The 17,874-nt window shown below is 70.2% G+C and carries 17 protein-coding genes; 13 read left to right on the top strand and 4 right to left on the bottom strand.

Translation table 11 applies throughout. The features are described 5' to 3' along the window. Positions 1-17 precede the first annotated feature (17 nt). From ACQPZP_RS11385 to ACQPZP_RS11420, 8 genes are all read left to right on the top strand, one after another. A complete protein-coding gene (locus ACQPZP_RS11385; RefSeq protein ID WP_433477599.1) occupies positions 18-965 on the top strand; it encodes an alpha/beta hydrolase in 948 nt (315 codons plus the stop codon). Positions 966-1,002: 37 nt separating this feature from the next. Further along, entirely contained in the window at positions 1,003-1,707 is a 705-nt protein-coding gene (locus ACQPZP_RS11390) for a FadR/GntR family transcriptional regulator (RefSeq protein WP_433477600.1), read from the top strand. A 112-nt stretch (positions 1,708-1,819) separates the two neighbouring features. Then, entirely contained in the window at positions 1,820-3,091 is a 1,272-nt protein-coding gene (locus ACQPZP_RS11395; protein ID WP_433477601.1) for an ABC transporter substrate-binding protein, read from the top strand. 9 nt (positions 3,092-3,100) lie between these two features. After that, positions 3,101-4,066: a carbohydrate ABC transporter permease gene (locus tag ACQPZP_RS11400; protein WP_433477602.1), complete on the top strand. Its 966-nt coding sequence runs from the start codon at positions 3,101-3,103 to the stop codon at positions 4,064-4,066. A 59-nt stretch (positions 4,067-4,125) separates the two neighbouring features. After that, positions 4,126-4,944 carry a carbohydrate ABC transporter permease gene (locus tag ACQPZP_RS11405; RefSeq protein ID WP_433477603.1) on the top strand — a complete coding sequence of 273 codons (819 nt, stop codon included), beginning with the start codon at positions 4,126-4,128 and terminating at the stop codon, positions 4,942-4,944. Between the two features lie 31 nt (positions 4,945-4,975). Beyond that, entirely contained in the window at positions 4,976-8,050 is a 3,075-nt protein-coding gene (locus tag ACQPZP_RS11410) for a glycoside hydrolase family 38 C-terminal domain-containing protein (protein ID WP_433477604.1), read from the top strand. 17 nt (positions 8,051-8,067) lie between these two features. Next, a complete protein-coding gene (locus ACQPZP_RS11415) occupies positions 8,068-9,303 on the top strand; it encodes an enolase C-terminal domain-like protein (protein WP_433467717.1) in 1,236 nt (411 codons plus the stop codon). A 10-nt stretch (positions 9,304-9,313) separates the two neighbouring features. Beyond that, positions 9,314-9,784, top strand: a complete 471-nt coding sequence (locus ACQPZP_RS11420) for an N-acetyltransferase family protein (RefSeq protein ID WP_433477605.1) — start codon at positions 9,314-9,316, stop codon at positions 9,782-9,784. Positions 9,785-9,939: 155 nt separating this feature from the next. Here ACQPZP_RS11420 and sodN read toward each other — a convergent pair whose 3' ends face one another. Then, positions 9,940-10,341: a superoxide dismutase, Ni gene (sodN, locus tag ACQPZP_RS11425; RefSeq protein WP_433477606.1), complete on the bottom strand. Its 402-nt coding sequence runs from the start codon at positions 10,339-10,341 to the stop codon at positions 9,940-9,942. Positions 10,342-10,526: 185 nt separating this feature from the next. Here sodN and sodX point away from each other — a divergent pair, with 185 nt between their 5' ends. Then, the gene (sodX, locus tag ACQPZP_RS11430; protein ID WP_433477607.1) at positions 10,527-10,925 is read left to right on the top strand and encodes a nickel-type superoxide dismutase maturation protease; all 399 of its coding nucleotides are present in this window, start codon (positions 10,527-10,529) and stop codon (positions 10,923-10,925) included. Between the two features lie 50 nt (positions 10,926-10,975). Here sodX and ACQPZP_RS11435 read toward each other — a convergent pair whose 3' ends face one another. Then, entirely contained in the window at positions 10,976-12,166 is a 1,191-nt protein-coding gene (locus ACQPZP_RS11435) for an NAD(P)-dependent malic enzyme (RefSeq protein ID WP_433477608.1), read from the bottom strand. Positions 12,167-12,537: 371 nt separating this feature from the next. Between ACQPZP_RS11435 and ACQPZP_RS11440 the strand changes: the two genes are divergently transcribed. The 4 genes from ACQPZP_RS11440 to ACQPZP_RS11455 all read left to right on the top strand — a co-directional run bounded on the left by ACQPZP_RS11440 (position 12,538) and on the right by ACQPZP_RS11455 (position 16,243). Further along, on the top strand, positions 12,538-13,449 hold the full coding sequence (locus ACQPZP_RS11440; RefSeq protein ID WP_433477609.1) for an ABC transporter substrate-binding protein: 912 nt from the start codon (positions 12,538-12,540) through the stop codon (positions 13,447-13,449). Positions 13,450-13,453: 4 nt separating this feature from the next. After that, positions 13,454-14,365: an amino acid ABC transporter permease gene (locus ACQPZP_RS11445; RefSeq protein ID WP_433477610.1), complete on the top strand. Its 912-nt coding sequence runs from the start codon at positions 13,454-13,456 to the stop codon at positions 14,363-14,365. 80 nt (positions 14,366-14,445) lie between these two features. Next, entirely contained in the window at positions 14,446-15,198 is a 753-nt protein-coding gene (locus ACQPZP_RS11450; RefSeq protein ID WP_433479589.1) for an amino acid ABC transporter ATP-binding protein, read from the top strand. Between the two features lie 76 nt (positions 15,199-15,274). Further along, positions 15,275-16,243, top strand: a complete 969-nt coding sequence (locus ACQPZP_RS11455) for a zinc-binding dehydrogenase (RefSeq protein ID WP_433477611.1) — start codon at positions 15,275-15,277, stop codon at positions 16,241-16,243. A gap of 27 nt (positions 16,244-16,270) precedes the next feature. On the opposite strand, the gene ACQPZP_RS11460 is transcribed toward ACQPZP_RS11455, so the two are convergent. Both ACQPZP_RS11460 and ACQPZP_RS11465 read right to left on the bottom strand, forming a co-directional pair. Then, positions 16,271-16,996: a PadR family transcriptional regulator gene (locus tag ACQPZP_RS11460; protein ID WP_433477612.1), complete on the bottom strand. Its 726-nt coding sequence runs from the start codon at positions 16,994-16,996 to the stop codon at positions 16,271-16,273. 7 nt (positions 16,997-17,003) lie between these two features. Further along, on the bottom strand, positions 17,004-17,831 hold the full coding sequence (locus tag ACQPZP_RS11465) for a DUF4097 family beta strand repeat-containing protein (protein ID WP_433477613.1): 828 nt from the start codon (positions 17,829-17,831) through the stop codon (positions 17,004-17,006). Positions 17,832-17,874 lie beyond the last annotated feature (43 nt).

Raw genomic sequence — 17,874 nt, forward strand, 5'->3', positions numbered from 1 at the left:
CCCCAGGAGGCCGGACCATGACGCTGGACCCCGAACTGGCCGCCGCCCTCGACGGCCTGCCGTACGTCGGCCTGGCCGACCCGATCAAGGCCCGCGCGTCCATGCGCGACCTCGCCGCCGCGCTGGCCGAACCCCCCGCCGCGGCCGGCTCCGGCGTCGAGGAGCGGACGATCCCGGGCTCGCCGGGTGCGCCGCCCGTCCGGGTGCGGATCTACCGGCCGCGTGAGGCGGCGCGTCCGGCGCCGGTGCTCGTGTACTTCCACGGCGGCGGCTTCGTGACCGGAGAGCTGGAGAACGAGCACGGGCGATGCCTGGAGTTCGCCGAGGACGGGATCGCGGTCGTGTCGGTCGGCTACCGGCTCGCGCCGGAGCATCCGTACCCGGCGGGGTTCGAGGACTGCTACGCCGCGACGGTGTGGGCGCACGAGCACGCGAGCGGGTTCGGCGGCGATCCGGAGCGGGTGGCGGTCGGCGGGGGGAGCGCGGGCGGCGCGCTGGCGGCGGCCGTGGCGCTGCGCGCGCGGGACGAGGGCGGCCCGCCGCTGGTGTTCCAGATGCTGCTCTATCCCGTCCTGGACGACCGGATGGAGACCCCCTCGATGCGGGCGTTCACCGAGCCGCCGCTGTTCAACCGCACCGACGTCGAGCACATGTGGCGGCACTATCTGGGCGGACGGGCCGACGTCCCCGCCTATGCGGCCCCCGCGCGGGCCGGTGACCTGTCCGGGCTGCCGCGCGCCTACGTGCTGGTCGCCGAGTACGACCCGCTGCGGGACGAGGGGCTCGGCTACGCGCACCGGCTGATCGTGTCGGGCGTCCCCACCGAGCTTCACCATGTGCCCGGCGCCTGCCACGGTTTCGACGGCATCCTGTCGGCGCGGCTGGGACGGCTCGCGTTCGCGGAACAGCGTGCCGTCCTGCGGCGATGTCTCACCGGGAGGCTGGACAGCACAGTCGCTAAGTGATTAGATGACTTTACTTCTTTGGCGGAACGAGGTGGCGATGTCACAGGATGTGGCCCGGCCGAGCCTGGCGGACGCGCTCACGGAGCGGATGCTGGAGCTGATCAGGTCGGACGGCCTGCGCGCCGGCGACCGGCTGCCGTCGGCGCGCGAGCTGTCGCAGCGCTTCGCGGTGACCACGCCGACGCTGCGGGAGGCGCTGCGCCGGCTGGAGGCGACCGGGGCCATCCAGCTCCGGCACGGCTCCGGGATCTATGTGGGCGCCGACCTCGAACGCGTGGTCATCCCCAACCCCAACGTCCGGGAGCTGGAGGCCGACCGGCTGCTCCAGCTGCTGGACGCCCGGCTGCTGATCGAACCGCCGCTGGCCGGCCGGGCGGCGCGGCTGTCGGGGCCGGCCGACGTCGAACTCCTCCACGCGATCCTCGACCAGGCGAGCGCGGACCTCGGCGGCGACGCGCAGGACGCGGAAGTGCGCCTGCACCGGGCCAACATGACCTTCCACCGGGAGGTCGCCGGCGTCGCCGGCAACTCCGTGCTCTGCGAGGTCATCGACTCGCTGCTGTCGGTGCACGCGTCCGAGCAGCGGGAGATACAGCGCATCTTCGACGACCGCGTCCGCGACTTCGAGGAGCACACGGCGATCCTCGCCGCCATCGAGTCGGGCGCGGAGCGGGACGCCGAGTCCCTCATGCGGTCGCACCTCGCCGACATCAAGCAAGTGATAGAGCAGCGGCTGGCCTGAGCGGCCGCACCCCCCGCCGCCCGGCGCGCGCCGTGCGGCCGGTTCACCATTCCCTGATTCAGTCCTTCGACCACCCCGATCGGGCATCGGCGCCCGATGAAGGAGGCTCACCATGGTGCCGTCCACGCGACTCCGGGTGACCGCGCTCACCGCGAGCGCGGTCCTGCTCGCCGCCGGCTGCGGATCCGGCGACTCGGGCGGGAGCAAGTCCGAGCTCAAGCTCTACAACGACAAGGGTGCCTGGAAGCCCTTCTTCGAGCAGATGGGAGCCCTCGGCAAGCAGGAGACCGGGCTCGACATGACGCCGGTCGGCTACACCGACGAGCCGACCTACACCGCGTTCATCAAGACCTCCTTCCGCACGAACGTCAAGCCCGACCTGTTCACCTGGTCGACCGGCGGGCGCCTGGAGGAGATCGTCAAGCAGAACCAGGTCGCCGAGACCACGAAGATCTGGCAGGACGCCATCAAGAGCGGCGACCTGACCGAGGACCTGAAGACGTACTACACGGTCGGCGGCAAGCAGTACTGCGTCCCGCTGAACACCGCCTACTGGGGCATGTTCTACAACAAGAAGATCTTCGCCAAGTACGGCCTGCAGCCGCCGAAGACGTGGGCGGAGCTGGAGAAGGTCGCGCAGACCCTCAAGTCGAAGGGCCAGGTGCCCTTCAACCACACCACCCCGACCTCGCTGTTCTCGTTCGCCTGGTTCGAGCAGCTCCTCGCCGGCACCGACCCCGACCTGTACGAGCGGCTGTCGAAGGGCCAGGCGTCCTACACCGACCCCGGCGTCGTGCAGGTGATGGAGCGCTGGAAGTCGATGATCGACAAGGGCTGGTTCTCCAAGCCGGGCGACAAGGCCGACCCCGCCGACCACTTCAAGTCGGGCGACGCCGCCATGGTCATCAGCGGGACGTGGTTCAACACGAGCATGACCCAGCGCGGCCTCAAGCAGGGGAAGGAGTACGGGTTCTTCTTCGTCCCGAACACGAACCCGGCGCTGCCGAAGCGGTCGCTGATATTCGAGAGCGGCCCGCTGTGCTCGCTGCGCAAGGCCCCCGACCCGGCCGCCAGCAGCAAGTACCTCAAGTGGTGGATCACGCCCGCCGCGCAGGAGAAGTGGGCGAACGCGCGCGGCGACGTGTCCGGCAACCCGAAGGTGAAGGTCGCCGACCCCGAGCTGACCGCGGTCACCAAGGAGGCCGCGTCGAACGGGAACCGGCTCGTCCTGCGCTACTTCGAGGCCGCGCCCGCGCCCGTGCTCACCGAGGCGCTCAGCGGGTTCGACAAGTTCCTCAACAAGCCGGAGACCTACATGGACGTCCTCAAGAGCATCCAGAAGGTGAACGAGGACTACTGGAAGTCGCACAAGGCCGGAAGCTGATCCTCCGAAATGAGCATGCACAAGGCCGCCACCGACCGTCCGCAGCTGACGGTGGTGCCGCCCCCGGGTGCCGGCCGCCACAAGGCGCGCGGCCGGCGCCGCAAGGGGTTCGCGCTGCACGGCACGTTCCGGCACCTCTACATCTCGCCGGCCCTGCTGTTCGTCGCCGTCCTGCTGTACCTGCCCTTCCTGTGGACGGCGTACCTGAGCCTCACCAGCTACGACGGGCTCGCGTCACCCGAGTTCAGCGGCCTGGACAACTACCGGCGGCTCTTCGAGGACGACGCGCTCCTCACCTCGATCCGGAACACGCTGCTGTGGGTCGTCGGGACCATCGTCCTGCCGGTGGGGCTGGGGCTGCTCGTCGCCGTCCTGTCCTACGACCTCAAGCGCGGCGCGTGGTTCCGGCTGCCGTTCCTGCTGCCGTACGCGATGTCGGGCGCCGGTCTCGGCGTGATCTGGGGCTTCATCCTGCAGCCCGACGGGATGGCGAACCAGATCCTCACGCTGCTCGGCATGCCGGGCGGTGACACCGCCTTCCTGCAGGACGGCCCCGGCAACACCATCGCGATGATCGTCGTGTGGACGTGGCAGCAGCTCGGCGTCAACATGCTGCTGTTCGTCGTCGGCCTGCAGTCGATCCCGCGGGCCCCGATCGAGGCCGCGCGCATCGACGGCGCGTCCGGCTGGTCAATGTTCCGGCACGTCACCTGGCCGCTGATGCGGCCGATCACCACCGTCGTCCTCGGCCTCGCGCTCGTCGCCGGGCTGAAGAACTTCGACATCGTGTGGGTGATGACGCAGGGCGGGCCCGGCCGCTCGTCCGAGACGCTGGCCGTGACCATGTACCGGGACGTGTTCGTCGCCAACGAGTACGGCTACGGGTCGGCGGTCGCGGTGCTGCTCACCACCATCACCGGCCTGGCCTCGTACGTCTACCTGCGCCGCCAGGTCGGGAGGGAGGAACTCTCATGATGAGCGGAGCGAACCGGGGGGTGTGGGGGGTCGCCCCCCCACGGAGAGCACCGCGTCGTGTGAGCTTGAACGTGCGGCGCGGGGTGCTGGCCGTGCTGGGGGTGGCGTGGCTGTTCCCCACGTATCTGATCATCGCGAACGCGATCCGGCCGGCGGGCGACTACGACCCGTCGGACGCGGTGAAGCCGCCGTCGTCGATCGGCCTGTTCGGCAACATCGCGGAGGCGTGGGACCGCACCGCCGTGGGCGACACGCTGCTCAGCACGCTGCTGTACAGCATCGTCTCCCCGGCGCTGGCCGTGCTCATGGGCGCGCTCGCCGGGTACGCGATCGTGGTGCTGCGGCTCAGGCACGGCTTCGCCTGGTTCGTGGTGATCTTCGCCGGGACCGTGGTGCCGTTCCAGATGCTGCTCGTCCCGCTGTTCGTCGGCTACAGCAAGGTGTCGCTCTACGACAACCAGCTCGGGCTGATCGTCATCTACTCGGCGATCAACGTGCCGCTGGCCGCACTGGTGATGCGCAACTTCTTCGGCAACGTCGCCGTCTCGATCTTCGAGGCGGCGCGGCTGGACGGCGCGTCCACGTTCCGCATCTTCTGGCGGATCTACCTGCCGCTGTCGGCGGCGGCCCTCGCCGCCGTGTTCATCCTGGAGTTCACCTTCGTCTGGAACGACCTGCTGTTCGGCCTGACGCTCTCGCAGTCGCAGACCGTCCGGCCGGTGTGGGCCGAGCTGTCCGCGCTGACCACCGACGTGTACGCCGGAACGCCCGTGCCGATCGCGCTGGCCGCCGGCCTGGTGGTCTCGCTGCCGACCGTCGTGCTGTTCCTCGCGACACAACGGCTGTTCACCCGCGGCCTGACCCTCGCCCAGTTCTAGTGCTCGCCCAGAGAAAGATTGACGCATAACAATGACCAGTCGTCTGCTTCAGGCGAGCCTCGGCTCGCCTGACTATGACGGGATCCGCGCCGCGCTGCGGGAGGACACGTCCACCGAGGTCCTCGCGGTGCGGGGGCTGTCCGTCCGCGCCGCCGTGCTGCCGCTGTTCAAGCGAGGTGAGGACGGCGCGCTCCGGCAGGCCGTCCGGGTGACGCTCTCCGGCGGCGGCCGGGTCGAGGTCGTCCTCAAGGACGGGGACGCCGAAGCGGCCTCCGCGACCGGGGAGGGCGAGACGCTGACCCTGCTGGTCCCCGAGGTGGACGGCCCGCGCCGCGTCACCTTGGAGGTCCGGGACCCGGACGGGCTGGTCGGCGCCGCCCCGCTCGACATCACCCCTCAGCGCAAGTGGAACGTCTTCGTCGTCCACCACTCGCATCTCGACATCGGCTACACCGACACACAGGGCACCGTCCTGCGGCACCACCTCGACTACCTCGACGCGGCGCTCCGGCTGTCGCGGGAGACCGACGGGCGGCCGGACGACGCGCGGTTCCGCTGGTCGGTCGAGTCGTCGATGCCTGCGCTGCGCTGGCTCGCGACCCGCCCCGACGACCAGGTCGCCGAGTTCACCGAGCGGGTCCGCGCGGGCAACATCGAGGTGACCGCGTTCCCGATGCAGTTGCACACGGAGGCGTGCTCGACGGAAGAGCTGTACCGGCAGCTCCGCTTCGTCGAGGACCTGCGGCGCAAGTACGGCATCGAGGTCCGCTCCGCCATGCACACCGACATCCCGGGCGCGGTCGCCGGGACGGTGGACGCCCTGAACTCGGCCGGCGTCCGGTACCTCGCCGCCGCGCACAACTGGGCCGGACGGTCCGTCCCGTACATCACGGGCGGCGACCGGCTCGCCCGGCCGTTCCGGTGGCGGTCGCCGGGCGGCGGGGAGCTGATCGTCTGGTTCACCGACACCCCGCACGGCATGGCCTACATGGAGGGCAACACGGTCGGGCTCGTCGACGGCTACGACCTCGCCGAGGACCTGCTGCCCCGCTACCTCGGCTCCCTCGCCGACCGGCCCTACCCGTACGGGCCCGGCACGTTCGGCTGGTACGCCGCGCCGGGCCAGGTCGGCGCGGCCAAGGACCCCGACTTCCTGGACGCCGTCCACCTGCGCGTCCAGGGCGCGCACGCCGACAACGCAGGGCCGTCGATCGTCCCCGCCGACATCGCGCACCGCTGGAACGAGACCTGGGACTACCCGCGGCTGCGGATGGCGACCAACGCCGACTTCTTCGAGTACGTCGAGGAGCACCACGGCGACAGGCTCCAGACCCACGAGGGCGACTGGACCGACTGGTGGGCCGACGGCCTCGGCTCGGGCGCCCGCCCGCTCGGGTACGTCCGGCGGGCCCAGAACGTCCTGCGGTCCGCCGAGACGCTGCACGCCCTCGCCGACGACCGCAGCGGCGACCGGACGGGCGCCTCAACAGCCATCGACGAGGCCTACGACCGGGCCGCGCTGTTCGACGAGCACACCTGGGGCGCCGCGAACCCGTGGGAGGACGCCGAGGAGGGCGGCGACTCCGGCGGCCTGCAGTGGACCCGCAAGTCGCAGGTCGGCTACCAGGCCCACGACGACGCCCTCGACCTGCTGCAGGCCGGCGCGCGGCGCCTCGGCGCGACCTTCGGGGCGGCGCCGGACGCGCTCGCCTCGTTCCTCGTGGTCAACCCGGGCACCGCCGCCCGCACCGACGTCGCCCGCGCGTTCCTGCCCCGCGACATCGTCTCCGTGGACGTCCCGATCACGCTCGTGGACGCCCGCACCGGCGAGCCCGTCCCGCACCGCGAGGAGGAGGTCGACCCGGACGAGTGGCCCACCCGTCCCATCGGCCGCCACCTTGAGGCCGTCCTGCCCGACGTCCCCGGCCACGGGCACGTGCGCGTCGACGTCGTCCGGGCCGGGACGGAGACCCCGGAGCCCGTCGACCTCGGCACCGAAGGCACGATCGAGAACGAGTTCTACCGCGTCACCTACGACCTCAAGGAAGGCCACATCGGCTCGGTCTTCGACAAGGTCACCGGCCGCGAACTGGTGAACGCCGACGCCGTCGCCGGGTTCGGGCAGTACGTCTACGACCGGTACGCGACCGCGCCGCACTTCAACCACATGTCCGGGCACATGCTCGTCCATGACAAGACGATGCTCGGAGACAGGGCCGTCGCCACGCACGCGACCGTCACCACCTGCGAGCGCACCCCTGCCGGTGAGCGGCTCGTCGTCGAACTCCACGGCAAGGGCGTCGACTGGCTGCGCACGACGATCGACCTGTACGCGGGCGTGCCGCGCGTGGACGTCCGGTACCAGCTCGGCAAGCAGCCGACCGCGGCCAAGGAGGCGGTGTTCTTCGCGTTCCCGTTCGCCGTGGACGGTCCGCCCGCCGCCTGGGAGCTGACCGGCGGCGTCGGCGGAACCGCCGTCCCGAGCGTCCCGGGGTCGGCGGAGCACATGCGCCCGATCCGGCACTGGGTCGCGTTCGAGGACCCCGAGCTGACCGTCGCGTGGGCGACGCTGGAGGCGCCGCTCGTCCAGTTCGGCTCCATCCACATGCCGTACGCGCCGTTCCCGCCGACGCTCGACAACGAGGACGGCACCGTCTACTCGTGGGCGCTCAACAACATCTGGGACACCAACTTCCCGTCCCAGCAGCAGGGCGAGACCACCTTCCGGTACGCGTTCGCGTCCGGCCCCGCCGGGTCGGGACGCAGGCTCGGCGCCCGCACGGCATCCGGGATCACCGACCAGTTCGTCGCCACCCTCGCCACCGGCGACGCGCCCGCGACGGAGTCCGGGACGTTCCTGCGCGTGGACGACCCGGACGTCCTCGTGACCTCGGTGGGCCGCGCCCGCGACGGCGACGGGCTGGCCGTCCGGCTCCAGTCGCTCGCCGCCGCCGCGGTGGAGACGAGCCTGCACGTGCCGGGCGCCACCGGCGCCCTGCTGAGCGGCGGATCGGAGCGTGACCCGGCGGAGCTGCCCGTCCGGGACGGCACGATGACGGTACGGGTGCCCGCGTGCGGCGTCGTCACCGTCACCGTTCGGCGATGAGGACGAATCGGGGACACATGAAGATCACAGATATCCGCGCCACCACGGTCACGGTGCCGCTGGAGGCGCCGCTGCTGCACAGCAACGGCGCGCACTGGGGCCGTTTCGTGCGGACGATCGTGGAGGTCGAGGCCGACAACGGCCTGGTCGGGCTCGGCGAGATGGGCGGCGGCGGGCAGAGTGCGGAGGCCGCGTTCCAGGCGCTCGCCCCGCATCTGGAGGGGCACGACCCGTTCGAGCTGGAGACCCTCCGTTTCAAGATCGCCAATCCGACCGCGAGCCTCTACAACAACCGCACCCAGATGCTCGCCGCCATCGAGTTCGCCTGCCTGGACCTCGTCGGGCAGCATCTCGGCGTCCCGGTGTACGACCTGCTCGGCGGCCGCATCCGCGACTCGGTCCCGTTCGCGTCCTACCTCTTCTACCGCTACCCGGGCGCCGGCGGATCGACGGAGGTCCGCACGCCCGAGCAGCTCGTGGAGCACGCCCGCGCCCTCAAGGCGCAGCACGGCTTCGGCGTCCACAAGCTCAAGGGCGGCGTGTTCCCGCCAGGCCACGAGCTGGAGTGCTACAAGGCGCTCGCGGAGGCGTTCCCCGGCGACCGGTTCCGCTACGACCCGAACTCCGTCCTCAGCCTGGAGGAGGGCCTGCGGTTCGGGAAGGCGATCGAGGACCTGCCCAACGACTACCTCGAAGACCCCGTCCTCGGCCTGGAGGGGCTCCGGCTCGTCCGCGAACGCGTGAACATCCCGCTCGCCACGAACACCGTCGTCGTCAACTTCGAGCAGCTCGCCGCCAACGTGCTGCGCCGCAGCGCCGACGTCGTCCTGCTCGACACCACTTTCTGGGGAGGGATCCGGCCCTGCGTGAAGGCGGCCGGCGTGTGCGAGACCTTCCAGATCGGCGTGGCCGTGCACTCCTCCGGCGAACTCGGCATCCAGCTCGCCACGATGCTGCACCTCGGCGCCGTCCTGCCCAACCTCACCTACGCCGCCGACGCGCACTACCACCACCTCGCCGACGACGTGATCGAGGGCGGGCTGATGCGGTACACCGGCGGCCGGATTCCCGTTCCCACCGGTCCCGGCCTCGGTGTCCGGTTGGATCGTGACAAGCTCGCCGAGTACGCCGAGCTGTACAAGGAACTCGGCGGCTACCCCTACGACCGCGACCCGGGGCGCCCCGGCTGGTACCCGATCGTCCCCAACGACCGGTGGGCCGACCCGGACGTCCCACTTGCATCGCTCGAATAACCTGCCCCCTGTGATTCGTTACGCGACCCCCGACGATGTCCCGGCCGTACTGCGGCTGATCCGCGAGCTCGCCGACTACGAGCGTGCCCTGCACGAGGTGAAGGCCACCGAGGACCAGCTGCTCGACCGTCTCTTCGGCGACGACCCCAAGGTCTTCGCGCTCGTCGCCGAGCACGAAGGCCGCGTCGTGGGCTTCGCCGTGTGGTTCCTCACGTTCTCGACGTGGAATGGTACACACGGCATCTACCTGGAGGACCTGTTCGTCGAGCCGGACGTCCGCGGCCACGGCTACGGCAAGCTCCTCCTCACCGAGCTCACCCGCATCGCCGACGACCGAGGCTACGAACGCGTCGAATGGTCGGTGCTGACGTGGAACGAACCGGCCATCGGCTTCTACAAGTCGATGGGCGCCCGCCCCCAGGACGAGTGGATGGTCTACCGCCTCACCGGCGACGCCCTCACCAAAGCCGCCCGCTCCTGACGCTGAGGACGGTGTGTGCTCCCCGCTGATGCGGGGATGGTCCTTGGAAGACCCTGCCATGGGCTTTTACGAATCGTGCTCCCCGCGCACGCGGGGTTGATCTTGACAGAGCAGAGGCCCAGCCCGTTCGGGCTGGGCCTCGGCGTTCGGGCCGGTCAGGCCTGCTTGGTCTCCCAGAAGATCTTGTCGATCTCCGCGATTTTGCCCAGCAGGTCGTCGGCGACCTTGGGGTCCATGCTGCCCTTGGTGCCGGTGGCGCCGGCGAGCTTGGTCGCCTCGTTGAACAGCTGGTGGAGCTGGGGGTACTTCTCGAAGTGCGGCGGCTTGAAGTAGTCGGTCCACAGCACCCACAGGTGCTCCTTGACCAGCTGGGAGCGCTGTTCCTTGATCAAGATCGCCCGGGAGCGGAACTCCGGGTCCTCGTTCGCCGCGTACTTCTCACAGATCGCCTTGACCGACTCGGCCTCGATCCGGGCCTGCGCCGGGTCGTAGACGCCGCACGGCAGGTCGCAGTGCGCAGACACCATGGTCTTCGGGCGCAGAAGCTTGAGCAACACCTGCGAATCCCTTCCCTCGTTGCGGATCATGCTCAGGTCACCGACATTACCGTTGTAGCCCTGGGCCCGTCCGGGCAGGGCGCTCGGTATTTCGGCCTAAGACCCGGACCGCACCCGGCCCGGAACCCTTCCAGCAGTGTTTGTGACCGCCGCCCGTCGAAGTATGCGGGCGAACGAGGAGGATCATGCGGATCCGGAGGCCGCGCCACCCGGTGCCGTGGGCCCTTGCCGGCGTGGCCGTTTTCGCGCTGTCCGCAGTGCCGAAGCCGCGGACCGTGGAGGTCACGGGGGACTCGATGCTGCCGGGTCTGCGGCCGGGGGACTGGCTCATCGTCCGCACCGGGGTCCGCCCCGCGCCCGGCGACCTCCTCGTCGCGCGGCATCCGGAGCGTGCCGAACTCCTGATCGTCAAGCGTGCGGCCTATCGCGCCGAGGGCGGCTGGTGGTTGGAGAGCGACAACCAGCGTGCCCCCGGCAACCGTGACAGCTGGGACTTCGGGCCCGTTCCCGACGCCCTCGTGGTGGGCCGCGTCGTGGCCCGCTACTGGCCCCTTCCGCCGGCACTCTTCAAACGCGGCGTCTGACGAGCCGCCGCGGCCCGTGTTCCGGGGTGTGGAACACGGGCCGCCGATGATCAGATGCGGGCGACGCCTTCCTTGCGGGCCTGGGCGGCGACGGCGGCGCTGACCGCCGGGGCGACGCGATCGTCGAACGGGCCGGGGACGACGTAGTCGGCGGTCAGGTCGTCGCCGACGATGCCGGCGAGGGCGTTCGCCGCCGCCAGCTTCATGCCCTCGGTGATCGAGTGGGCGCGGACGTCCAGCGCGCCGCGGAAGATGCCGGGGAACGCCAGCACGTTGTTGATCTGGTTCGGGAAGTCGCTGCGGCCGGTCGCGACCACCGTGGCATGCCGCCGGGCGATCTCCGGGTGGACCTCCGGGGTGGGGTTGGAGAGCGCGAAGACGATCGCGTTCTCCGACATCGTCGCGACGCACGACTCGTGGACGGTGCTGCCGGACAGGCCGATGAACACGTCGGCGCCGCGCAGCGCCTCCTCCGTGGAGCCCTTCAGATGCGACCGGTTGGTGATCGCGGCGATGCGCTCCTTGACCGGGTTCAGGCCGTCCCGCCCCTCGTGGATGAGGCCCTTGCTGTCGGACAGCGCGATGTCGCCGATGCCGGCCTCGATCAGGATCTGCGAGACCGCGATGCCGGACGCGCCCGCCCCGGCCACGACCGCGCGCAGCTCCGACAGCGGCTTGCCGATGAAGCGGGCGGCGTTGGTGAGGGCGGCGAGCGCCACGATCGCGGTGCCGTGCTGGTCGTCATGGAAGACGGGGATGTCGAGCGCGGCGCGCAGCCGGTCCTCGATCTCGAAGCAGCGGGGCGCGCTGATGTCCTCCAGGTTGATGCCGCCGAAGCTCGGCGCCATCCGGATCACCGTGTCGACGATCTCGTCGACATCCGTGCAGCTCAGCGCGATCGGCACGGAGTCGACGTCCGCGAACTCCTTGAACAGCAGGGACTTGCCCTCCATGACCGGCATGGAGGCGGCGGGGCCGATGTCGCCGAGCCCGAGCACGGCGGTGCCGTCGGTGACGACGGCGACGACCTTGGACGTCCAGGTGTAGTCGTAGGCCAGTTCGGGGTTGTCGGCGATCGCGGTGCACACCCGGGCGACGCCCGGCGTGTAGGCCAGCGAAAGATCGTCCTTGTTGCGGACCGGGATGGTCGACCGCATCTCCAGCTTGCCGCCGCGGTGCAGCGGGAAGGCCGGATCGTCCTCCAGTGAGGGCGGTTCGGTATGAATGGGCTCAGCAGCCACAGCGACCCCTGTCAGTGAAAGTTGGCTTTCTTGCGATGCCGCCGCGGTGGTGGTGGTGTGGTGGCCCGTCACCTGGTGGTCATCTCGCGACGTACGGGGGTCACCCGTTGTCCGATTGTGCCACACGGGGTGCCGCGTGCCCGGCGGACGGGGTGGTGGTGACCGTCACTTGACCCTGCCCAGGCGTTGCGGGTCGAATGTGTTTCGTGTGAAATGTGTGGGAAACACCCAGGTCAGGCCAGCCGGGCCGGAGCCCCCTCGTTGCGTAATTGTTTCGCATCCTTTATGCGGATTCGGGACGTTGTACGCCAAAATATGCACCTGACCTTCGGATCTACGCGGATCCGGCGAAACCATCTAGAGGGGGACCAGTGACCCGCGTTTCTCTGCGCCGCCGCGTCATCGCGGCGAGCGCGCTCGTGCTGACGGGCGCGCTCGCGCTGTCGGCATGCGGCGACAGCAACGACTCTGGCGACTCGGGCAGCTCCGCTGCGGCGAAGACCAGTGTGGACAGCAAGCTCGCGGCCATGGTCCCGGCCGCGATCAAGAGCGATGGCAAGCTCTCCATCGGGACGGACGCCTCGTACCCGCCCAACGAGTCCGTCGACCCGGCCTCGCAGAAGATCGTCGGGTGGGACGTCGACCTCTTCACCGCCGTCGCGGCCAAGCTCGGCCTGAAGACCGAGTTCCACAACGCCGGCTTCGACACGATCATCCCCGGTGTCCAGTCCGGCAAGTACGAGGCCGGCGTCTCCTCCTTCACCGACAACAAGGAGCGCGAGAAGGCCGTCGACTTCATCACCTACTACTCGGCGGGGACGGCGTGGGCGGCCCTCAAGGGCAACCCGAAGGGCGTCAACCCCGACGACGCCTGCGGCAAGAGCATCGGCGTCCAGCAGGGCACCGTTCAGGTCGAAGACCTCCAGGCGCGCAGCAAGAAGTGCACCGACGCGGGCAAGCCGGCCATCAAGCCGGTCGTCCGCAAGCAGCAGACCGAGGTCAACAACGACCTGGTCGCCGGCAAGGTGGACGCGATGGCGGCCGACTCGCCGATCGTCGGCGGCGCGGTCAAGAAGACCGGCAAGCTGCAGATCCTCGGGCAGGTCTACGACACGGCCCCGTACGGCTACGCGATCGGCAAGAACTCCGGCCAGTTCAAGGACGCCGTGCTCGGGGCGCTCCAGGCACTGATCGCCGACGGCACCTACAAGAAGATCTTGGAGGAGAACGGCGTGGAGAGCGGCGCCGTCACCCAGCCGGCGATCAACGCCGCGCAGGGCTGATCGCATGGCGGTCGACAACGGCGTAGGGAAGGGACGGCCTGAGACGATCAAGGCCGTCCCGGTCCGGCACCCGGGCCGGTGGCTCGGCGCGGCCGTGATCATCGTGCTGCTCGCGATGTTCGTGCACTTCTTGCTGACCAGCAAGGCGCTCGAATGGTCGGAGCAGTGGAAGTACCTGTTCTCCGACGCGGTGCTCAGGGGCGTCCGCAACACGGTGTGGCTCACCCTGGCCGCCATGCTCGGCGGTGTGGTGCTCGGCATCGTGCTCGCGCTGATGCGCCTCTCGGCGAACCCGCTGCTGAGCGGCGCGGCGTGGGTGTACCTCTGGTTCTTCCGCGGCACCCCGCTCTACACGCAGCTGCTCATCTGGGGCGCGATCGGCACGCTCTTCCCGACGGTCGGGATCGGCATCCCCTTCGGCCCCGAGTTCGAGACGTGGAAGACGCAGGAACTCGTGAACGCCGCGATCGCGGCATCGCTCGGACTGATCCTCAACGAGGCCGCCTACATGGCCGAGATCGTCCGCGCCGGGATCCTGTCCGTGGACGAGGGACAGCAGGAGGCGGCGAGCGCGCTCGGCATGTCCCGGATGCAGACGATGCGGCGGATCGTGCTGCCGCAGGCGATGCGCGTCATCGTCCCGCCGACCGGCAACGAGGCGATCTCGATGCTGAAGAACACCTCGCTGGTCGCGGCCGTACCGTACTCCGAGCTCACCTTCACCGCGCAGACCATCTACGCCAGCACTTACAAGATCATCCCGATGCTGGTGATGGCCTGTCTGTGGTACCTGCTCATCTCCTCGGTCATGATGGTCGGGCAGTACTACCTGGAGCGGCACTACAGCAGGGGCACCACCAAGGGGGGCGAGGCCAGACAGCGGCTCCGCTTCCGCTTCGGAGGAGGTGGCCAGTGAGCGGAGACGAGGACATCGTGAGCGACTCCCTCTCCAAGGAGCCCGAGGAGCCCGCGGCCGCGGCCGAGAGCGGCGGCCTGATGGTCAAGGCCGAGGCGGTGCACAAGTCGTTCGGGCGCGTCGAGGTGCTGAAGGGCATCGACCTGGAGGTGAAGCCCGGCGAGGTGATGTGCGTCGTCGGGCCGTCCGGGTCCGGCAAGTCGACGTTCCTGCGCTGCATCAACCACCTGGAGAAGATCAACGGTGGCCGGCTCTGGGTGAACGGCCACCTGGTCGGCTACCGGGAGTCGGGCGGCAAGCTCTACGAGCTGCGCGACCGGGAGGTGGCCGCGCAGCGCCGCGAGATCGGCATGGTGTTCCAGCGGTTCAACCTGTTCCCGCACATGACGGCGCTGGAGAACGTCATGGAGGCTCCCTGCCGGGTGAAGAGGGAGCCCAAGGCGCAGGTCAGGGAGCGGGCCCTCGCGCTGCTGACGCGGGTCGGGCTCGGCGAGAAGGTGGAGAACTACCCGGCGCAGCTGTCCGGCGGACAGCAGCAGCGGGTGGCGATCGCGCGGGCGCTGGCCATGGAGCCCGCGCTGATGCTCTTCGACGAGCCGACGTCAGCGCTCGACCCCGAGCTGGTCGGCGAGGTCCTGGAGGTCATGAAGCAGCTCGCCCTCGACGGCATGACCATGGTCGTGGTCACCCACGAGATGGGCTTCGCCCGTGAGGTCGGCGACTCGCTGGTCTTCATGGACGGCGGCGTCGTCGTCGAGGAGGGCACACCGCGGGACGTGCTGACCAACCCGCAGCACCCCCGCACGCAGGATTTCCTGTCCAAGGTCCTGTGACATCGGAGCGAGCGGCCCGCCCCCTGGACCAGGGGGCGGGCCGCTCGCCGTTCCGGGGGACGGTTAGTGTGCGTTCATGTTCGCTGTCACGGCCACACAGATCGACGCAGACAATCCGCTGAACGGGCTGACGCTGGGGGAGCGGCCCGAACCCGAGGTACCGGACGGCTGGACGACCGTCACGGTGAAGGCCGCCGCGCTCAACCACCACGACCTGTGGTCGCTGAAGGGCGTCGGCCTGCCCGCCGAGCGGCTCCCGATGATCCTCGGCTGCGACGCGGCCGGGGTGGACGAGGACGGCAACGAGGTCATCGTCCACTCGGTCATCGGAGACCCGGCGCGGGGCGGCGGCGACGAGACCCTCGACCCGAGGCGGTCGCTGCTGTCGGAGATCCACCCCGGGACGCTCGCGGAGAAGGTCGCGGTGCCGCGCCGCAACCTCGTCCCGAAGCCCGCCGGGCTGTCGTTCGCCGAGGCGGCCTGCCTGCCGACCGCATGGCTCACCGCGTACCGGATGCTGTTCGACAAGGCCGGCCTGCAGCCCGGCGCGTCCGTGCTGGTGCAGGGCGCGGGCGGCGGCGTCGCGAGCGCCGCGATCGCGCTGGCGGCCGCGGCCGGCTACCGCGTCTACGCGACCAGCCGCAGCGAGGCCAAGCGCAAGCGGGCCGAGGAGCTGGGCGCGGACGCCGCGTTCGAGACGGGCGCGCGGCTGCCGGAGCGGGTGGACGCCGTCATCGAGACCGTCGGGGAGGCGACATGGTCGCACTCGCTGAAGTCGCTGCGGCCCGGCGGGCGCGTCGTGGTGTCGGGCGCGACCAGCGGGCAGGTGCCGCCGGCGGAGCTGAACCGGGTGTTCTTCCTGCAGCTCCAGGTCGTCGGCTCCACCATGGGGACGCGGGACCAGCTGGAGCGGCTCGCGCGGTTCCTGGTCAAGACGGGCACCCGGCCGCTGATCGACCGCACGCTGCCGCTGAGCCGGGCACCCGAGGGCTTCGCCGCGATGGACGAGGGCGACCTCTTCGGCAAGATCGTCTTTACGCCGTGAGGCCGGGAGCCGTGGCCGGGTCTCCGGTCACGGCTCGTCCCCGCGGAAGATCTCGTTCTTCAGCCGGTCGCGGGTCTCGTCCAGAAGGGCCTCCGCGGCGGCGAGGTCGTCGTCGTCCAGCCGGGCCTTCTTCGCGCCCTTGCGGACGTCCTCGACGAACCCGCGGAGCAGGCGCTCCAGCTTGAGGCGGGCGATGTCCTCGCGGGTGCCGGTCGCCGTCTTCCACGCGTCGTCCCAGTTCTGCCGCCACTCCTCCTTCCACGCCTGCTTCTGCTCGCGCCAGTACTCCTTCTGCCGGCGCCACTCGTCCTTCTGGCGCTCGGTGGTCTCCTTCCACGCCTCCTTCGACGTGGTCTTGCCCTGGTCGCGCATCGTCCGGGCGGCCTGCGTCAGCTCCTCGCGCAGCGACCGGACGGTCTGCCGGACGTCCTCCTGCACGCCGCGCGCGAACTCCTGTGCCGAGGCGGAGATCTCCTCCTCCAGCTCGGCCAGCTCGTCCATCCGGCGCTCCAGCTCCTCGCGGCCCTTGTCGGTCAGCGAGTACACCTTCTTGCCCTTGACCACCTCGTGGGTGACCAGGCCCTCGGACTCCAGCCGGGCCAGCCGCGGGTAGATCGTGCCGGGGGAGGGCGAGTAGACCCCGAGGAACCGGTCCTGCAGCAGCCGGATCACCTCGTAGCCGTGCCGCGGGCTCTCCTCCAGCAGCTTCAGCAGGTACAGCCGCAGGCGACCGTGCCCGAAAACGGGGCTCACGTAGTCCTCACTTCTCCATGCGGGGGTTGGTGGTGATCTCCGGTGCGTCGTCGTCGCGGCCGAGGAGGGTGATCGTTCCGGACACCGTGTTGACCGTGAGCCGGCCCGAGCCGTCCCCGATCTTGCCGGTGACGCTGCGCGAGACGGCCCGCTCCTGCCGGCCGAGCTCGGGGAACGACGTCTCGATCCGCCCGGCCGCAGAGTTCAGCGTGACCTCCGCATCGGTGGACCCGGGGACGCGCAGCGCCACCTCGCCCGAGACCGTGTTGACGTCGACGCCGCCCTCGCCGGCCAGGTCGAGGTCGGCGGCGATGCGGCCGCTGACCGCCCGGGCGGCGAGCCGGTCGATGGACGCGCCAGCCAGCGACAGGTCGCCGGACACGGACGTGAACGACACCGTCCCGTCGAGGCCCTGCGCCTCGATGGCACCGGTCACGGTGTTGGCGTCGATCGCGCCCGCCACCGCGTCGAGCGTCACGGCGCCCGAGGCGCTCTTGATGGACGTGCGGGACGTCATGCCGGTCACGACCGCGTCCGCCGACACCAGGTTCAGCGTGACCGGGCAGTCGTGCGGGACGGTCACCGTGATCGCCGCGCGGACGTTGTGGGTGCGCAGCCAGCTCAGCATGCCCTCCCACAGCTTCTCGTGGGTGACGGTCAGCATGCCCGCCTCGTGCGTGATGGTCAGCGGCGGCCCCTGGACGTCGCCGACCATCATGGACGGGCGCTCGTCGGAGGCGAGCACCGACACGCTGCCCGCGATCAGCGTGACCCGCAGCGCGACCACGCCGTCGAAGTCGAGTGTGGTGGGTTCGTCGATCGTCCAGCGCGACATCGCGGCATGCCCTTCGTCCGGCTCCTCATCCAGTAAACACGAT

This window comes from Spirillospora sp. CA-142024, assembly GCF_050942325.1.
Classification (GTDB): domain Bacteria; phylum Actinomycetota; class Actinomycetes; order Streptosporangiales; family Streptosporangiaceae; genus Spirillospora.

Bases quoted from the DNA above. Each gene is read 5' to 3' on its own strand.
- sodX (WP_433477607.1), top strand. From the start codon at position 10,527: ATGCGGATCCGGAGGCCGCGCCACCCGGTGCCGTGGGCCCTTGCCGGC.
- ACQPZP_RS11395 (WP_433477601.1), top strand. From the start codon at position 1,820: ATGGTGCCGTCCACGCGACTCCGGGTGACCGCGCTCACCGCGAGCGCG.
- ACQPZP_RS11390 (WP_433477600.1), top strand. From the start codon at position 1,003: ATGTCACAGGATGTGGCCCGGCCGAGCCTGGCGGACGCGCTCACGGAG.
- ACQPZP_RS11400 (WP_433477602.1), top strand. From the start codon at position 3,101: ATGAGCATGCACAAGGCCGCCACCGACCGTCCGCAGCTGACGGTGGTG.
- ACQPZP_RS11455 (WP_433477611.1), top strand. From the start codon at position 15,275: ATGTTCGCTGTCACGGCCACACAGATCGACGCAGACAATCCGCTGAAC.
- ACQPZP_RS11445 (WP_433477610.1), top strand. From the start codon at position 13,454: ATGGCGGTCGACAACGGCGTAGGGAAGGGACGGCCTGAGACGATCAAG.
- ACQPZP_RS11385 (WP_433477599.1), top strand. From the start codon at position 18: ATGACGCTGGACCCCGAACTGGCCGCCGCCCTCGACGGCCTGCCGTAC.
- ACQPZP_RS11415 (WP_433467717.1), top strand. From the start codon at position 8,068: ATGAAGATCACAGATATCCGCGCCACCACGGTCACGGTGCCGCTGGAG.
- ACQPZP_RS11465 (WP_433477613.1), bottom strand. From the start codon at position 17,831: ATGTCGCGCTGGACGATCGACGAACCCACCACACTCGACTTCGACGGC.
- ACQPZP_RS11410 (WP_433477604.1), top strand. From the start codon at position 4,976: ATGACCAGTCGTCTGCTTCAGGCGAGCCTCGGCTCGCCTGACTATGAC.
- ACQPZP_RS11450 (WP_433479589.1), top strand. From the start codon at position 14,446: ATGGTCAAGGCCGAGGCGGTGCACAAGTCGTTCGGGCGCGTCGAGGTG.